The sequence below is a fragment of the Flavobacterium cryoconiti genome, from assembly GCF_048158645.1.
Classification (GTDB): domain Bacteria; phylum Bacteroidota; class Bacteroidia; order Flavobacteriales; family Flavobacteriaceae; genus Flavobacterium; species Flavobacterium cryoconiti.
Genome location: NZ_JBLNKW010000011.1, coordinates 19,346 through 36,896 on the forward strand (window position 1 = coordinate 19,346; position 17,551 = coordinate 36,896).

9 protein-coding genes are annotated in these 17,551 nt (G+C 32.1%); all 9 read right to left on the reverse strand.

Features of this window, described 5'->3' with window-relative positions; genetic code table 11:
* Window positions 1–168: 168 nt before the first annotated feature.
* The 9 genes from ACM55H_RS15105 to ACM55H_RS15145 all read right to left on the reverse strand — a co-directional run bounded on the left by ACM55H_RS15105 (window position 169) and on the right by ACM55H_RS15145 (window position 17,550).
* A complete protein-coding gene (locus ACM55H_RS15105) occupies window positions 169–363 on the reverse strand; it encodes a hypothetical protein (protein WP_416837310.1) in 195 nt (64 codons plus the stop codon).
* A 317-nt stretch (window positions 364–680) separates the two neighbouring features.
* Window positions 681–1,514, reverse strand: coding sequence for an ice-binding protein (locus ACM55H_RS15110; RefSeq protein WP_416837311.1), 834 nt, complete (start codon window positions 1,512–1,514; stop codon window positions 681–683).
* A gap of 232 nt (window positions 1,515–1,746) precedes the next feature.
* Window positions 1,747–5,922: a CheR family methyltransferase gene (locus ACM55H_RS15115; protein ID WP_416837312.1), complete on the reverse strand. Its 4,176-nt coding sequence runs from the start codon at window positions 5,920–5,922 to the stop codon at window positions 1,747–1,749.
* A gap of 134 nt (window positions 5,923–6,056) precedes the next feature.
* Window positions 6,057–8,501: a response regulator gene (locus ACM55H_RS15120; protein WP_416837313.1), complete on the reverse strand. Its 2,445-nt coding sequence runs from the start codon at window positions 8,499–8,501 to the stop codon at window positions 6,057–6,059.
* Window positions 8,502–8,598: 97 nt separating this feature from the next.
* Complete coding sequence (locus tag ACM55H_RS15125) at window positions 8,599–12,375, reverse strand: response regulator (protein WP_416837314.1); 3,777 nt, start codon at window positions 12,373–12,375, stop codon at window positions 8,599–8,601.
* Window positions 12,376–12,403: 28 nt separating this feature from the next.
* Window positions 12,404–12,976 carry a chemotaxis protein CheB gene (locus ACM55H_RS15130; RefSeq protein ID WP_416837315.1) on the reverse strand — a complete coding sequence of 191 codons (573 nt, stop codon included), beginning with the start codon at window positions 12,974–12,976 and terminating at the stop codon, window positions 12,404–12,406.
* Window positions 12,977–13,801, reverse strand: a complete 825-nt coding sequence (locus tag ACM55H_RS15135; protein ID WP_416837316.1) for a CheR family methyltransferase — start codon at window positions 13,799–13,801, stop codon at window positions 12,977–12,979.
* Between the two features lie 93 nt (window positions 13,802–13,894).
* Entirely contained in the window at window positions 13,895–14,329 is a 435-nt protein-coding gene (locus tag ACM55H_RS15140) for a response regulator (RefSeq protein WP_416837317.1), read from the reverse strand.
* A gap of 2 nt (window positions 14,330–14,331) precedes the next feature.
* A complete protein-coding gene (locus ACM55H_RS15145) occupies window positions 14,332–17,550 on the reverse strand; it encodes a PAS domain S-box protein (RefSeq protein ID WP_416837318.1) in 3,219 nt (1,072 codons plus the stop codon).
* Window position 17,551 lies beyond the last annotated feature (1 nt).

Sequence of the window (17,551 nt, forward strand, 5' to 3'; positions counted from 1 at the left end):
ATGCCTGATATTTAGAACACTAAGTTGGGGATGTTTAGTAAAAAATATGTTATATAATTTTTATAAATAGTTGTGTTATTCACGCATATTTTGATTCTAATATATTTTTTCAACACAGTTTTTTAAAATATTTTAGATTAATATTTTAAACGTAATGCTAAGAAAAATTTATGATTCGTCTTTTGTTGTACGAACTAAACTAATTCCAGAAACGAAGAATATAATACCAAGGACACCATAAATGATTAGTGATTTAATATCTCTCATTTCACCAGATGTACCAGAAAATAATACAGCTGTATAAATAAGACCACCTATTCCAAGAGCAGTAAGTAATGCTCCAAAGATTCTTTTTAGATTCATAATTTTTAGTTTTAGAAATTTATTAAGTTTAATGTTTGATTTTTTGTTTACTTATTGTTTTTGAATCTCATTAACTTTAAATACACGTTGATAATTTAGACAAGTGTTTTTTTAAGAATTAAAATTAAGAAACTAAAGAACACATATTAAGCGATTTAAAAACCTAATCAAAAGTAAGATGATTGTATAGTATAGAAGTTATATGATTTTGCAAAAGACTTACATTATTCACACATTGTCATTACCATGTTGTTTTATCCAATAAAAAAAAGAGGCTGTCCACACGGGCAGCCTCTTAGAAAATTAATTTTTTTAATTTATTGTGGTTGTGTAACGGCATTCATTTGAAGCGTTACCGCTGTTTGTGCTAACAATCTTCCGTTTATTGTTGCCTCAGTCTGTAAATTAATACCTGTCATTCCTAATATGTTTCCTTCAAAATGACTGGTGGTCCCACAGGTAACAGCATCAGAAACTACCCAGAAAATATTTTTGGCTTGTACCCCTCCTGTTAATGTCATTCTAACAGCAGAACTCAATTTAAGAGTTCCTGCTACTTGAAAAATAAAAACATCAGTTGGACTGCCGGAAATAGTTATATCAGTTGGAATATTAAGCGCAGTTGTCCATTTATATAAACCCGGTGTAAGTGTTTTTCCACCAATATTTCCAGCACCTAAATTCAGAAAATCAGGATTAGTTCTTCCAGCTGCGTCAGTATATGCGGTTTGCATATCACCAATTGCTGTTGTTAATCTAGTAGCGTTAGTTACACTACATGGAAGAGGACCTGCAGCATCAACTGTGTATATTGTTCCTACTACTTCTGTACATCTAACTAATATGGCAGCACCAGTTATTGGGCTTGAACCAATATCACCTGTAATGGCTGATTTGTACACATCTGTAATTCCTGTTTTTGATAGAATCGCAAAATCTCCTGCAATACCAAGATTTACTACAGCCAATGAACCAATTTTTGTTTCTATATTATATGTCTCATTAACAGCATTTATTTCAGAAGTCGAATTATCTGATTTTCCAACTGCAGACATATTGGTGGTTAAATCCTCATCCATTTCGTTATTGCAACTAGACATAAAAACTACAAGTAGTATGGCTAGAGTAGGTAATGCATTTTTAAATTTCATCTTTTTGTTTGTTTGATTAGTGACTTATTTATCACAAAACAAAGATGAACCCTTGGTATTTAAATATGTTATAAGATTACTAACAAAAGTTATAGCATTAAACTCTTGTTAAAAAAAGAAATGGATTATTTATAATCGAAAGTCGTATTTTAGGGTATTGAAAAATGAGGATTAATAGTACTCTGGTTTGTATAAAATGGGCACTGTTATATCCGTCAAACACTATTTATTGTTATGCTTTTTTTGTTAGCTCAATAATTTTATTGAATAATAATTTTTCATCAATAGGTTTAGCTATATAATCATTCATTCCTACAGCTTTACATTTTTCCAAATCTACTGTTGTTACATCAGCAGTCAAAGCAATAATTGGGATGTTTAAATTCATAGTGTTACGAACGAATTTTGTAGCTTCAAATCCATTCATTATTGGCATTTGTAAGTCCATTAAAATGATATCATAGGATTTGGTTTGTAGCATTTCGATGGCAATTTTTCCGTTTTCAGCAATATCACGTTCAAATCCAAAATCATCCAATATTGTTTTCATTAATAGTTGATTGAGTGGCATATCTTCTACAACCAATACTTTTAGATTAGTGATGTCAGTATCTAAAGCCTCTAAATCACTTTCTAATTCAGCATGAATTTTTGTTTTTTGGAAAGGTAATGTAAAACTAAAAGTTGAACCTTCATTAATTTTACTTTTAACGCGAATACTTCCACCTTGTGATTTCACCAATTGCTTGACTATAGCTAGTCCTAAACCTGTTCCTCCATAGAGACTGGAAGCTCCGTTAGTGGCTTGTTGAAAATTTTCAAATATTAAATCTATACTATCTTCTGCAATACCAATTCCACTATCAGTAATTGCAAATTCTATAATTACTTTTTCTTCATCTTCAAACAATAAATGGACACTTACCATAATTTTGCCTTGAGAAGTAAATTTCACAGCATTACTTACTAAATTTAAAATAATCTGATGTAATCGAATAGAGTCTCCTAAAAGTACATCTGGTATTTTTTTGTCATAATTTGTAACTAACTTTAAATTTTTTTCTTGAATTTTTGTTTCAAATAATTGAAGCATTGAAGCTATGGAAACTGCCATTTTGAAAGGTTTTTTTTCAAAAATCATTTTACCAGCATCCACTTTTGCTAAATCAAGTATGTCGTTAATCAACGCAATTAAGGTGTCACCACTCAATTTAATTGCATTTAAATATTCTTTTTGCTTAGTTGATAACTCTGTTTTTAATATCACTCTGGTAAATCCAATAATTGCATTCATAGGAGTCCTAATTTCATGGCTCATATTCGACAAAAATTGTTGTTTAGCTTTCATTGCATCTTCTGCATTTCGTGTGGCTTCTTCTGCTTTACTTTTGGCCTCTTCTGCCATTAGAGTGGCTAACTCTGCAAATACTTTTGCTTCTATTAATTCGTTTTCAATTCTTTTTTGATCGGTTACATCTCGGGCAACAATAACCACTCCCAAAACATTTCCCCGATCATCTTTGTAAACGGATCCGTTTAATAATACATCTGTCAGTTTACCAGTTTTGTGGCGTAGTTTAAGCGGTGAATTAGTAATAAAACCTTTGGCAAATACTTCCTGATAAACAGCGCGAGCTTTTTCGGGTTCAGTAAAATATCCAAAGAAATCGGATCCTTTTAATTTTTCACGGGATACACCAGTAATAGTTACAGTTGCCTGGTTCATATCAGTGATTTTGCCCTCATTGCTAATCGTTGTCAATGGATCAAGGCTCGCTTCTATAAGACTAAGGGAGTATTTTTCTTTGAGATAATAACGAGAGCGATCCGTAATATCTTCAATTGCAAGCAGGATTAATTGTTCGCTATTTGTTTTTTGGATAATCAAATGAGCATTAAGCAACATTATTTTTTCTCCAATTCCAGAAAAAGTATGCGTCACTTCAAAATTTTCGAAACTACTATTCTTGGAAATTATTTCATTTAGAACCTGACGAAGTTTTGTAATATTCCATTGTTCATTTCCTAAATCAAATAATAACTTCCCTTCTGTTTCCTCTTTATCAACCAGAAATTTTTTATAGAAAGATTTATTAGCTGATATTACATGAAAATTTTTATTTAGAATAAGCATTGGTTCATGAATGGTAGCAATAATTGCTTCTGAATATTCATGTGATTCTATTAATAAATCATGGCGCATTTGTAACTCTTGGTTAGTCGAAATAAGCTCTTCATTAGTGGCTTCAATTTCTTCTTTTGAGGTTTCCAATTCTTCATTCAAGGTTTGAAATTCTTCATTAGACGAAACTATTTCTTCATTTGCGGCCTGTAATTCTTCATAAATAGTTTCTTGCGTTTCAATGATAGTTATCATTTCAGAACGTGTAGTATTCAGTTCCTCAGTTAGTTTTTTTATTTTTAAATCTTTGATTGTTGCATTATTTTTTCCATCTACATCTGATTCAATATATTTTTCTACTTGTTCTTGAGGTTTAAAAACAATGAGCAACAGAGGTTCTTCCCACTCAATTTTAAGAGGACAAACTTCAAAAGACATCAATCGTAAAACAGATTCAATTTTTATTTCAATACCAGATTTGTATACTGCTTGCTTTGTTTCTATTACTTTATTAATTGCATTACGGAGTTCAAAAGCAAATTCTGGTCGGGCCATTTTTAAAATATTAAGACTGGCTTTACCGGATGTGTGTTCTAGGTAGGAGGAAACCGGACCTCTAAATTGGAGAATTTCCATGTCTTTGTTGACTACTGCACAAGCAGGCATATAACTGGAAAGAAGTGTTGAATCAATAGCATTTTCTATACTTTCTTGATTTACGCTTACATTTTTTGTAGTGGAATTTGGTTTTTTACTGGACATATTTGTACGTGCAAAACGAGGAGTTAATTCAAGTATTTTTCTTACTCCCAAATTATTTTTTCGAGAATAAATTTTAAATTTATTATTTATAAGCGTGAAAAGGAGCGAGGAGGTCCCAATACTTTCGGCTTTACCAAGCATTAAATAGCCACCATCATTCAATGCAAAATGTAGGGATGCAAAGACTTTTTTCTGTGCGGCTGAATCAAAATAAATAAGAAGATTACAACAACTGACAAAATCCATTCGCGAAAAAGGAGGATCACGTAAAATATTGTGAGGTGCAAATATGCACATTTCCCGAAGTTCTTTAATAATGCGATAATTGTCACCTTCTTTAGTAAAAAAACGCGACAAATACTTTTGAGGGATAGATTCTACATCGCTTTTAGAATATTCTCCATTACGAGCTTCTCTGATTGCCTCTTCACTTAGATCAGTTGCAAAAATCTGGACTGGGATTTTATTCGTTTTACCACTCAGCAATTCAGAAATAATCATTGCAATAGAATAGGCCTCTTGTCCTGTTGAACAAGCTGGAACCCATATTCGTAATGTTTCTTCGGTGGATTTACTATTTAAAAGTTTAGATAAAAGATTATTTTTTAGAAAGTTGAAAGTTTCTGTTTCTCTAAAAAAACTGGTCACATTAATTAACAAGTCAGTATAAAGAATTTCAATTTCATTGTTTTTTTCGAGTAAAAGCTTTACATATTCCTGTATTGTTTTTATTCCATACTGTTGCATTTTATGGTTTATCCGTCTTTTAATAGTGGCAATTTTATAATGGCTAAAGTCAACACCAGTTTCTTTGAGTAGTAGTTCAAAAATCGTATTTATATCGTAATTGTTATTTTTGACAGTGATTTGGTTATCATTTTCTTTGCCATTATTTATATGAAAACCATTTTTGCTGATACGAACTAATTCGAGGGCTATTTCCTCAGGTGATAAAATAAAATCTACTACACCTGACGAAATAGCTGAATTTGGCATACTGCTGGCTTGGGCAGTTTCATCTTGGGCAAAGGTTATTCCTCCAGCATCTTTAATGGCTTTGAGCCCAATCATTCCATCGCTGGCATAACCTGAAAGTACTACACCAATAACATTTTCTTTATGGGTTTCAGCAAGAGAGGAAAAGAGAAGATCAATGGTGAGATTAGGAATGTTATTTTTAATACGGGGAAGCAATCGAATGTGTCCGTCAATTACTTCAATTACTTTATTGGGAGGAATTACATAAACATTATTGGGTTCCATTTTTTCCATGTTATCAATTTCCTGGACTTTCATTTTTGTAATCTTAGAAAGGATGGAAGTCAGTAAACTTTTATGGTCAGGACTTAGGTGTTGGGCATAAATATACGCCATACCGGTATCAATGGGTAATTTTTTTAATAAAAGGCTAAAAGCTTCGAGTCCTCCGGCTGATGCACCGATGGCTACCACAGTAAAAGAGTTTTTTAGACCTTCTTTTTCTGGTGTCAATTTATTTGAAGTGGATTTTTTAGCTGATTTCATAATATATTAAATGGGTATTTTTAATTTTATAGTTAAAGGATTGACTATAATTTTTTTGTTACATCCATAACTTCACGAGACCTTATAATTAGAATTGTATTACAAATATTTGTTTAAAAGTAAGAAAATATGTTTTATGAATTTTTAATTATTTCGAGTTCTTCTTCTAATTCGATACAAGCTTGTAAGCAAACTTGTTCAAGTTGTAGCACTAAATCATGTATTTCGTTTGATTTTTCTTGGGCCATTGTAAGTTCTTGAATTTTTTTTGCTAAGTTTTCAAAATCGGGACTGATTCCCATTATTGAAAAAGACGGAATCATTTTATGAGCTGCAGCTCCTAATAAAGACCAATTTTGGTCAGCAAAACTTTGTTTAATTGTATCTATTATAGGAGGAGTTTGTGCTAAATAGAGTGAAATCATTTCCATCATTAATTTTGGATTTGATTTTGTTCTCTGATTTAAATAAGTAAGATCGATATATCTTAATTTTTTCTTTGGTTTTTCTTCATTTTCAAAAATTGTATTGACTTTAGCACGTTTAGGTTTGTTTAAGATACCAATTATTTTACTATGCAACAGCCTTTCATCAATTGGTTTAGCCATATAATCATTCATTCCCAATGCTTTGCATTTATCTGCGTCAACAGTTGTCACATCAGCGCTTAACGCAATTATGGGAATTGTAGAATTCATGGTATTTCTAATGTATTCTGTAGCTTCAAATCCATTCATTTCTGGCATTTGCAAATCCATCAAAATGATATCGTAATCTTTTTCTTTAAGTTTTTCAATAGCTATTTTACCATTTTCAGCAATGTCATTAGCAAATCCAAAATCTTCTAAAAGTGTTTTCATTAGTAATTGATTGAGTGCAATATCTTCAACCACTAAAACTTTTATATTATTTATTTCTGAATCTAACTCCAACATTTCATTCTCTAATACTGTATCGGTATTTGTTTTTTCAAAAGATAATGTAAAGCTAAATGTTGATCCTTCATTAATTATGCTTTTTACACGAATACTACCGCCTTGAGGCTCAATTAATTGTTTTACAATGGCAAGACCTAGTCCAGTTCCGCCATACAATCTTGAAGTTCCGCTGGTTGCCTGTTGAAAATTTTCAAATATTGTTCCTATTTTTTCCTCAGAAATGCCAATTCCTGTATCTGTTACCGCAAACTCAAGAATTACGTTATCATTATTTTCATGTAATAAATTAACACTTACCGTAATTTTTCCTTTGGTTGTAAATTTCACTGCATTACTTACCAGATTTAAAATAACTTGATGCAAACGAACCGAATCTCCTAATAGGATTGTAGGTATTTTAGGATCATATATTTTGACTAATTTTAAATTTTTTTCTTGAATTTTTGCTTCAAATAAATGAAGCATAGCTGAAATGGTGTATTCCATTTTGAAAGGTGTTTTCTCAAATGTCATTTTACCAGCATCTACTTTTGCTAAATCGAGTATGTCGTTTATAAGAACGATTAATGTGTCACCACTTATTTTAATGGCGTTTAAATATTCCTTTTGTTTAGTTGACAAATCCGTTTTTAATACCACTTTTGTAAATCCAATAATGGCATTCATTGGTGTACGAATTTCATGGCTCATATTAGACAAGAATTGCTGTTTAGCCTTTACCGCATTTTTAGCTGTAATGGTGGCACTTTCAGCATTTATTTTAGCTTCTTCAGCAATTGTTGTGGCTAATTCAGCAAAAACCTTGGCTTCAATCAATTCTTTTTCAATTCTTTTTTGATCCGTAACATCTCTGGCGACAATAACAACTCCAAGCACATTTTCTTTATCATCTTTATATACTGATCCGTTGAATAATACTTCTGTTAACTTGCCGTTTTTATGACGAAGTATTAATGGAGAATCGGCAACGAATCCTTTTTCGAATACTTTTTGATATACTTCACCTGCTTTTTGTGGTTCAGTGAAATAATCAAAAAAATCAGTCCCAATTAGTTTTTCACGTGATATTCCGGTTACTTTTACTGATGCATTATTCATATCCGTTATTTTTCCTTCGGGGCTAATCGCAAATAAAGGGTCATGGCTTGCTTCAATAAGACTAAGAGAGTATTTTGAAAGTAATTTTTGGGCCTTAAGATCGGTGTTAAGCTTTTTTAGTTGTTCAGCTTGAATTAATAATTCTTGGTTTTTTTTATACAAATCCACAAAAACAGCCACTTTTGCTTTTAATATTTCTGGTAAAAGGGGTTTTATCATATAATCGACTGCACCAGCCTGATACCCTTTATAAATTTGTGAGGAATTATCCATGCTTGCCGTTAGAAAAATAATCGGAACATGTTTAAGTTGTTCTATTTGACGAATTAATTCTACGGTTTCAAATCCATCCATCATCGGCATTTGTACGTCTATTAATATGATGGCAAAATCTTGTTGGTGAAGCAGAATTTTTAATGCTTCATTACCGGAATTTGCTTTTACACACAAATAATTTTCGTTAGAAAGGATTACTTCTAAGGCAAACAAATTTTCAGGAAGATCATCGACCAATAAAATTTTAACAGGGCTATTTATTTTCATTTTCAATTGTAAAATAAAAGTTTGAATGTTGGAATACCAACAAAAAAAGTTTAATTATAATGAATAGTGGATATACCACTTTCGCAATTACGTTTTATTATTTACTTAACCATACACGCATTAACGACAGTAAACGTTCTACATCAATAGGTTTTGTGATGTAGTCGTTAGCGCCAGCATCAATACATTTTTGTTTGTCGTCTTTCATGGCTTTTGCGGTAAGCGCAATTACAGGTAAGTTTCTAAATTTTATCTGAGATCGTATTCGTTTCATTGCTTCGTAACCATCCATTTCAGGCATCATAATATCCATTAATACCATTTCAATGTCACTATGCACATTCAGCATCTCCAATGCATTTTTTCCGTTTTCGGATTTTATGACTTCCATTCCTCGTTCTTGCAATATTTTGGACAATGCAAAAACATTACGCATATCGTCATCTACCAATAATATTTTTTTTGAATGAAATATAGCTTCTTTATCATGCAAACTATTAATAATTATTTGTTTCGATTTTGGTAAATTACTGATGGTACGGTGAAGGAACAGCGCTGTTTCATCCAGCAATCGTTCTTCTGATTTGATGCCTTTTATAATAATGCTCTCCGCATATTTTTGGAGTAGATTATTTTCTTCTTTTGTAAGTTCTTTTCCAGTGTAAACAATAATAGGAGGCATTTTATGGTCTTTTATATCCTCTAGTTTATTGATAAGGTCAAAGCCACTTATGTCAGGTAAACCAATATCCAGTATGATACAATCAATATGATTCTCTTGATAGAATGCTAAAGCTTCTTTGCCGGTTGCAGCTTCAAAACAATGTATATCACTATTACCAATAAGTATTTTCATTGCTTTTCTTGAATTTTCATTATCTTCAATAATCAACAGATTTTTTATTTTTCTATTCACAAAATTTTCAATTCGGTTGAAGGCTTCTTCCAATTCATTTTTAGTGATTGGTTTCATCAGGTATTCTACAGCACCTTCTCTGATTGGTTCCAGTGAACGGTCATTTGCCGAAATAATATGTACAGGAATATGTCTTACTGATGGATTTGCTTTTAATTCATGCAATACTTGCTGTCCTTTGATTCCCGGTAAACCCATATCGAGAATGATTGCTTGGGGTTTGTATTTTGAAGCAAGCAATAGACCATCTTCTCCAGTTGCTGCCGACAAACATTTGAATCCTTTTTTGTTGGCTTGATTCAAAAGTATAGCTGCAAAATTTCGATCATCTTCAATAATGAGTACTACCTTATCATCTGCGCTTATTGTATCTCTGTCATCTTTTATGGTATCATAATTTAAATATTCAGTTTCATTTTTTGTGCGTGGTGCATACAAAACAGGTTTCAATTTAATTGTACTGAAAGTTTCTTTTTCAGGGAATATTTCAAGCGGAATTATGAGTGAAAAAGTTGATCCTTCGTCTATAGTACTGCTTACTTTTATTTCGCTTTCTAATAATTTAGCAAGTTCTCGTGAAATGGAAAGTCCTAATCCCGTACCGCCATACTTTCTGGAAGTACCGCCTTCGGCTTGCTGAAAAGCTTCAAATATGGCAGTTTGCTTGTCTTCTGAGATTCCAATCCCTGTGTCAGTAACAGAAATGTTCAAAGTAGTTTCCGTATTTGGGTCAATACGTATCGTTACACTTCCTTTTTCGGTAAATTTTATAGCATTAGATATTAGGTTTTTCAATATCTGATTCAAACGTTGTGAATCGGTGTGGATAAATTCAGGTAAAGCTGTCGCCAATTTGCAAACAAGTTCTAACCCTTTTTGTTGCGCCTGATGTTTAAAATCGCGAAGTAGATTATCTGTAAAATTTTTCAATGCTATTTTTTCAACATTTATAGACATTTTCCCTGCTTCAATCTTGGAGAGGTCTAAAACTTCATTAATTAATACAAGAAGGTCATGACCACTTTTATAGATTATCTCAGCACTTTCAACCTGAACGTCATCCAGATTTTTCTTTCTGTTTTCTGATAAATCTTTTGAGAGGATTAACAAACTATTAAGCGGCGTTCTTAACTCATGGGACATGTTTGCAAGAAATTCTGATTTATACTTGCTGCTAATTTCCAGTTGTTTTGTTTTTTGTTCTATATCATTTTTTGAAGCTTCAACTTCCTTGTTTTTTTCTTCTAATGATTGAGTCTGCTCTTCCAATTCTTCATTGGTCATTTGCAATTCCTCTTGCTGTTGTTTTAGATTTTGCGCCTGTTGTTCTAATTCTTCATTCAATTGTCTGAGCTCTTCTTGCTGTATTTGAAGTTCTTCAGCTTGAGTGGAAAGTTCTTTGTTAGCAAAACTTAACTCTACAGCTCTTTTTTCTTTCTCTTCATTTTGATAAGCGAGTTCTTTGTTAGCAATTCCTAACTCAGCTGCCCTTTTTTCTTTCTCTTCGTTTTGATAGGCAAGTTCTTTGTTTGCAATTCCTAACTCTGCCGCTCTTTTCTCTTTTTCATCATTTTGATAAGCGAGTTCCTTGTTCGCAATTCCTAACTCTGAAGCCCTTTTCTCTTTCTCATCATTTTGGTAGGCTAGTTCTTTGTTCGCAATTCCTAACTCTGCCGCTCTTTTTTCTTTTTCATCATTTTGATAGGCGAGTTCTTTGTTAGCAATTCCTAGCTCTGCAGCCCTTTTTTCTTTTTCATCATTTTGATAGGCGAGTTCTTTGTTAGCAATGGCTAATTCTGCAGCCCTTTTTTCTTTTTCTTCAGCTTGTTGAACAGTATTAACGCTGATAGCTATACTGTTCATAGAAACATTAATGAATTCCTTCTCAGTTTCATTGAAATCAGTAAGCTTACCTATTTCTATTACGCCTATCGTTTTACCTTCAAGTAAAAAAGGGGTAATGAGCAAATTTTTTGGTTTTGCATTCAAAACGGATGAAGTGATTCGTATTTGATCTTCGGATATATCGCTTAAATAAATTTGTTTTTGTTCCCAAGCGGCTTGACCAATTAACCCCTCATTTAATTTGAATTTTTCATTAGTGTCTTTTGCAGCTGAAAAGGCAAATTTACCGTTGAGTGTCAGGATGTTTTCTTTTTCATTAAAGAGATACACAGCTCCTATATTTGCGTTCAGATAAGTACATAAAAAACTGATAGTATTGTTCGCTAACTGTGCTATACTTTGATCTCCTATTAATTTTTCATTAAGTTCGGAGTTACCTGTAAGTAGCCAGTTTTTATTAGCAGTTTCAGATTCGGAGCTTTTAAGAGCTTTTAAATTTTCAGTAACTATAGTGTAAACAACGATAAGAATCATAACAATGATTAACAATAAAACAGCAAAAACAATATTAAACTTACTGGCATCATCTTCACTGATTTGTATTCTTTCGGCAAGTAAAGTTTCTTCAGATTCCTGTGCTTTATCAATTGTTCTTCTTATTTCATCTTGCAATTGTTTTCCTTCGCCTGAAGCAACAAATTCGATTGCTTTTTTAAAATCCGTTTTGCGAATAGCTATGCATTTATTTAAATTATCAAAACGCATTTTGAGCTCTTTTGTAAGTTCCTCAATGTGTTTTTGCTGATTGGGATTGTCTTTTGTTAATTCCTTTATTTTATCCAATTGCTCGATTGCTTTTGTATTGGCTGATGTAAAAGGTTTCAGAAAATCAACATCGCCTGTAATGACATAACCCCGTACACCAGTTTCTGCATTAACAGAAGACATCAGTATTTGTTCGAATTCATATAATACCTGATTGGAATTATTTACCAAGGCATTTGAAGCGACAAATTTTTCACTGTTTTTAAAAGAGAAAATTGCAACTCCTAAAAGGACTAAAGCACAAGCAATGAATCCGATTACTATTTTTCTACCAAGGGTCATTTCCATTCTATAATATTTGTAAAGGTTATCGAAATTATTCTTTTTGTTTATCAATTTTTATCAGTAACTCAACTATGTTCTCTAATGATAAAATATAATCAGATTCAATAGCAGCAATTGCAGACTTTGGCATATAAGGTGATTCTGCAGTTTTCGGGTCTTGAATGATGGCTAGACCACCTAATTCTTTTATTCGTTTTATACCTCCGGTCCCGTCATGATTAGAGCCTGTAAGTACGATCCCAATTAATTTGTTTTTATAGGCTTCAGCTGCCGATTCAAATAATACATCAATTGAAGGTCTTGCAAAATTTACACGCTCGTCTATGGTAAAGGAAAAGGTTTTATCTTTTTCAATCAGCAAGTGATAATTAGGTGGAGCAATATAAATTTTGCCTTTTTCAATTTTTTCTTTTTCATCCACTTCTTTTATATCAAGTGGACTTTTTTCATTTAAAAGTTTTATCCATAGACTATCTGAATGGGCACCTAAATGCTGCACTATAATAATGGGTGTATTGAAATCTACGGGTAAAGCTGAAAATATAATTTTCAAAGCGTTCATGCCACCAGAAGAAACCCCTATTACTATTGCTTCATACTGCATTTAATATTTCTTTTTAAATATTCGTTGTTTTGTATCCAACTCTATATATTGTTCATGCAGATCAGTAAATCGTAAACTTTCTTTGGATCCCAAACATAAAATGCCTCCATTAATGATGCTATTATAAAAAAGAGTCTGGACTTTGTTTTGTAAATTTTTATCAAAATAAATCAGCACATTTCGACATAATATTAAGTGTACTTCAGCAAATACACTATCTGTAACCAAATTATGATTGGCCCAAACAATATTTTTTTTTAATGATTGATTCATAATGACGTTATCATAATTGGACGTATAATAACTGGAAAATGATTCTTTTCCTCCTGACAATTGATAATTTGTAGTGTATTCTTTTATCATTTTGTTCGAAAAAATCCCATCTTTTGCACGGTTCAAAGCCATCTGGTTAAAATCAGTTGCATAAATAGTAGTCCTGTCATACAATCCTTCTTCTTGCAAAAGGATAGCCATCGAATATGCTTCTTCTCCAGTTGCACAGCCAGCATGCCATATTTTTATAAAGGGATATGTTTTTAAAATTGGGATAACTTTTTCTCGTAATGATCTATAAAAGGCTGGGTCACGAAACATTTCGGTTACTGTTATCGATAAATCCTGTAGCAGCTCAGAAGCAAATGTTTCATCTTTCAAAACCTTAGATTGCATTTGAGAAATATCTTCAAAGCCCGAAAATGACATTCTGTTCATGATTCTGCGCCTGATATGAGCTTGAGAATACTGCCTGAAATCATAGCCATATTTTCTATAAATAGCTTCCAATAACAATGAAATTTCCAGATCCGAGGTGTCTTTATACTGCATTTTTGTAAAATAAATTTGGTTTTTTTCTACCAAATTAGAACTGATTAATCTAACGAGCGATGAAACTTATGGAGAATTATAGTAAAAAACAGGTTACATGCGATCCATATACCAACTTAATTCTTTTTCCATTTTTTGATATTTAAAAATGGTAGAGATAATTTTTTGTAAGCGTACAAATGCTGTTTCACTTTTCACAACATAATCAAATGCCTTATGATGCATACAGTTTATAGCCACTTCAATTTTATCCTGCGAAGACAACATTACAACTGGAGTTTGCACATTGAAAGCTTTAATTTTGTCTAAAGTTTCAAGCCCGTTCATGGCATCTTGTACGATACCATCAAGTTGGTAATCCAATATTATTACATCAGGATTATGAGATAAATTTTCCACACACAGTTCTCCTGTAGAATAGGTTTCAATTATAAAATCTGCATTTTCCAGAAACTCAATTTCTAAAGATTTTAAAAACAATGCATCATCATCTACCAGAAAAATTTTTATTTTGTTTTCGTTTTTCACTATTATTTATTTTTAATTACATTAAGTTCTTCTTCTAATTCACAACAGGCCTGCAAACAAATTTTTTCTAGTTGAAGTACTAAGTCATTTATTCCTTCTTCTTTTTCTTGTGCGCTTGCAAATTCCTGAATTTTTTTTGCTATGTTTTCAAAAGCAGGGCTAATCCCCATTATTGAAAAAGAGGGGATCATTTTATGTACTGCTGCACCTAATAAAGACCAATTTTGGTCTGCTAAACTTTGTTTAATAGTCTCAATTAATGGTGGTGTTTGTATTAAGTACAGCGAGATCATTTCCATCATTAATTTGGGGTTAGATTTAGTCCGCTGATTTAAATAAACTAAATCAATACATCTTATTTTTTTCTTTATATCCTCACTTTCATTGAAATTGTCTTTTAAATTCTCATTAAGTTTTGTAGTTAGTTTTTCCAGTTTAGGTTTCTTTAATATACCAACTATTTTACTATACAACAGCTTTTCATCAACGGGTTTTGCAAGATAATCATTCATTCCAACTGCTTTGCATTTAGCCAAATCAACAGTTGTTACATCAGCAGTTAAAGCAATAATAGGAATTTTAGAATTCATCGTATTACGAATGTATTCTGTGGCTTCAAATCCATTCATTTCGGGCATTTGTAAATCCATCAGAATGATATCATAATCTTTTTCTTTAAGTTTTTCTATCGCTATTTTACCATTTTCGGCAATATCTAAACCAAATCCAAAATCATCCAATAACGTTTTCATTAGTAATTGATTGAGTGCTATATCTTCAACAACTAATACTTTTATATTTTTTATTTCAGTATCTAATTCCATCAGCTCAGTTTCTAATTCGGCATCAGCATTTGTTTTTTGAAAGCTTAAAGTAAAGCTAAATGTAGAACCTTCATTAACGATGCTTTTCACACGAATACTACCTCCTTGCGGTTCTACTAATTGTTTTACTATGGCAAGACCTAATCCTGTTCCTCCATACAATCTGGAGGTTCCGCTAGAGGCTTGTTGAAAATTTTCAAATATTTTTCCTATTTTCTCTTTAGGTATACCAATCCCTGTATCAGTTACAGCAAATTCAATAATTACTTTATCATCATCTTCATGTAACAAATGAACGCTGACAGTAATTTTCCCCATAGTTGTAAACTTTACGGCATTACTGACTAAGTTTAGAATAATTTGGTGCAAACGAATTGGGTCTCCAACTAAAACTTTAGGAATTCGACTATCATATTCTTTTACTAGTTTTAAATTTTTTTCTTGAATTTTTGTTTCAAATAAATGTAGCATAGCTAATATTGAGTCTTTCATTTTGAAAGGTATTTTCTCAAAAGTCATCTTACCTGCATCTACCTTTGCTAAATCAAGTATGTCATTGATGAGAACAATTAATGCATCGCCACTCATTTTAATAGCATCCAAATATTCTTTTTGTTTAGCTGTCAAATCTGTTTTTAACACCACTTTTGTAAATCCGATAATGGCATTCATCGGCGTACGAATTTCATGACTCATATTTGACAAAAATTGCTGTTTTGCCTTTACTGCATTTTCTGCAATGATAGTAGCACTTTCGGCATTTCTCTTGGCTTCTTCAGCAATTTCCGTTGCTAACTCAGCAAAAATTCTTGCTTCAATCAGCTCATTCGCAATCCTTTTCTGATCCGTTACATCTCTTGCAACAATTACAACGCCAAGCACATTTCCTTTATCATCCTTATAAACTGAGCCGTTAAACAATACATCCGTTAATTTACCGTCTTTGTGGCAAAGTGTTAGAGGTGAATCAGCAACAGAACCTTTTTCAAATACTTCCTGATATACTTCTCTAGCTTTTTGTTGTTCGGTAAAATAATCAAAGAAATCAGAATCAGTAAGTTCTTCTCTTGTCATACCTGTAATGTTTACCAATGCTTCATTCATATCGGTAATTTTTCCTTTGGTATTTATTGTAACCAATGGATCAAGACTTGCTTCAATCAAACTAAGAGAATATTGCGAAGCTAATTTTGCAGTATAGCTTAATTCTTCAAGCTGTTTATTTAAAATTTCACGTTTTACTTTTTCATTATTTTGAAATAGAAGTTCTTCATTAGCAATGATTAATTCGTTCGCCCGTTTTTCTTTCTCATCGTTTTGAAACAGAAGCTCTTTGTTGGCTATAACTAATTCAGCTGCTCGTTTTTCTTTCTCTTCATTTTGAAAAAGAAGCTCTTTATTAGCTATTATTAATTCAGCTGCTCGTTTTTCTTTTACTTTATATTGTAAAGCAAGTTCTTTATTTGCAATTACTAATTCAGCTGCCCTTTTTTCTTTTTCATTGTTTTGAAAAGCTAGTTCTTCATTAGCAATTACTAATTCGGCTGCTCTTTTTTCTTTTTCATCATTTTGAAAGGCTAACTCTTTGTTTGCAATAATCAATTCATTGGCTCTTTTTTCTTTTTCATCATTTTGATGCGCCAATTCTTGATTAGCAATTCTTAAATCTAATGCCCATTTTTGCTCTGCTATATCTCTTGCAACAACAACAACGCCAAGTACATTTCCGCTGTCGTCTTTATAAACGGATCCATTAAATAAAACATCGGTCAATTTTCCTTCTTTATGCCTAAGGGTCAGTGGCGAGTCAGTCACTGAGCCTTTCTCAAACACTTCCTGATAAACTTCTCGAGCTTTTTGTTTCTCAGTAAAATAATCAAAGAAATCTGATTTAGTGAGTTCTTTACGCGTCATACCGGTAATGTTCACTAATGCTTCATTCATATCAGTAATCTTACCTTCAGTATTTATGGTAACTAGTGGATCAAGACTTGCTTCGATTAAGCTTAAAGAATATTTTGAAAGTAATTTTTGGGCTGTAACATCTCTCGCAGCCGCAAAAACCCCAAGAACATTTCCTTTATCATCTTTATAAACGGAAGCATTGTATAACACATCCGTTAATTTTCCGTTTTTATGTTTTATCGTTAGTGGATAATCAGCAACAAAACTTTTCTCAAAAACTTGTTGATATCCTTGTTTTGCTTTTTCTTGTTCGGTAAAATAATCGGAAAAATCAGTTCCAATTAAATTTTCCCTAGAAATCCCTGTAATTTTTATTGATGCTTCGTTTACATCAGTAATCTTTCCGTCAACACTAATAGTAACAAATGGATCTAAACTAGCTTCAATTAAACTCCGGGTAAATTGAGACTCGTGTTTGTTTGTTGTGCCCATT

Coding starts and splice junctions, on each gene's coding strand:
- ACM55H_RS15105 (WP_416837310.1), bottom strand. CDS start 363: ATGAATCTAAAAAGAATCTTTGGAGCATTACTTACTGCTCTTGGAATA.
- ACM55H_RS15110 (WP_416837311.1), bottom strand. CDS start 1,514: ATGAAATTTAAAAATGCATTACCTACTCTAGCCATACTACTTGTAGTT.
- ACM55H_RS15115 (WP_416837312.1), bottom strand. CDS start 5,922: ATGAAATCAGCTAAAAAATCCACTTCAAATAAATTGACACCAGAAAAA.
- ACM55H_RS15120 (WP_416837313.1), bottom strand. CDS start 8,501: ATGAAAATAAATAGCCCTGTTAAAATTTTATTGGTCGATGATCTTCCT.
- ACM55H_RS15125 (WP_416837314.1), bottom strand. CDS start 12,375: ATGGAAATGACCCTTGGTAGAAAAATAGTAATCGGATTCATTGCTTGT.
- ACM55H_RS15130 (WP_416837315.1), bottom strand. CDS start 12,976: ATGCAGTATGAAGCAATAGTAATAGGGGTTTCTTCTGGTGGCATGAAC.
- ACM55H_RS15135 (WP_416837316.1), bottom strand. CDS start 13,801: ATGCAGTATAAAGACACCTCGGATCTGGAAATTTCATTGTTATTGGAA.
- ACM55H_RS15145 (WP_416837318.1), bottom strand. CDS start 17,550: ATGGGCACAACAAACAAACACGAGTCTCAATTTACCCGGAGTTTAATT.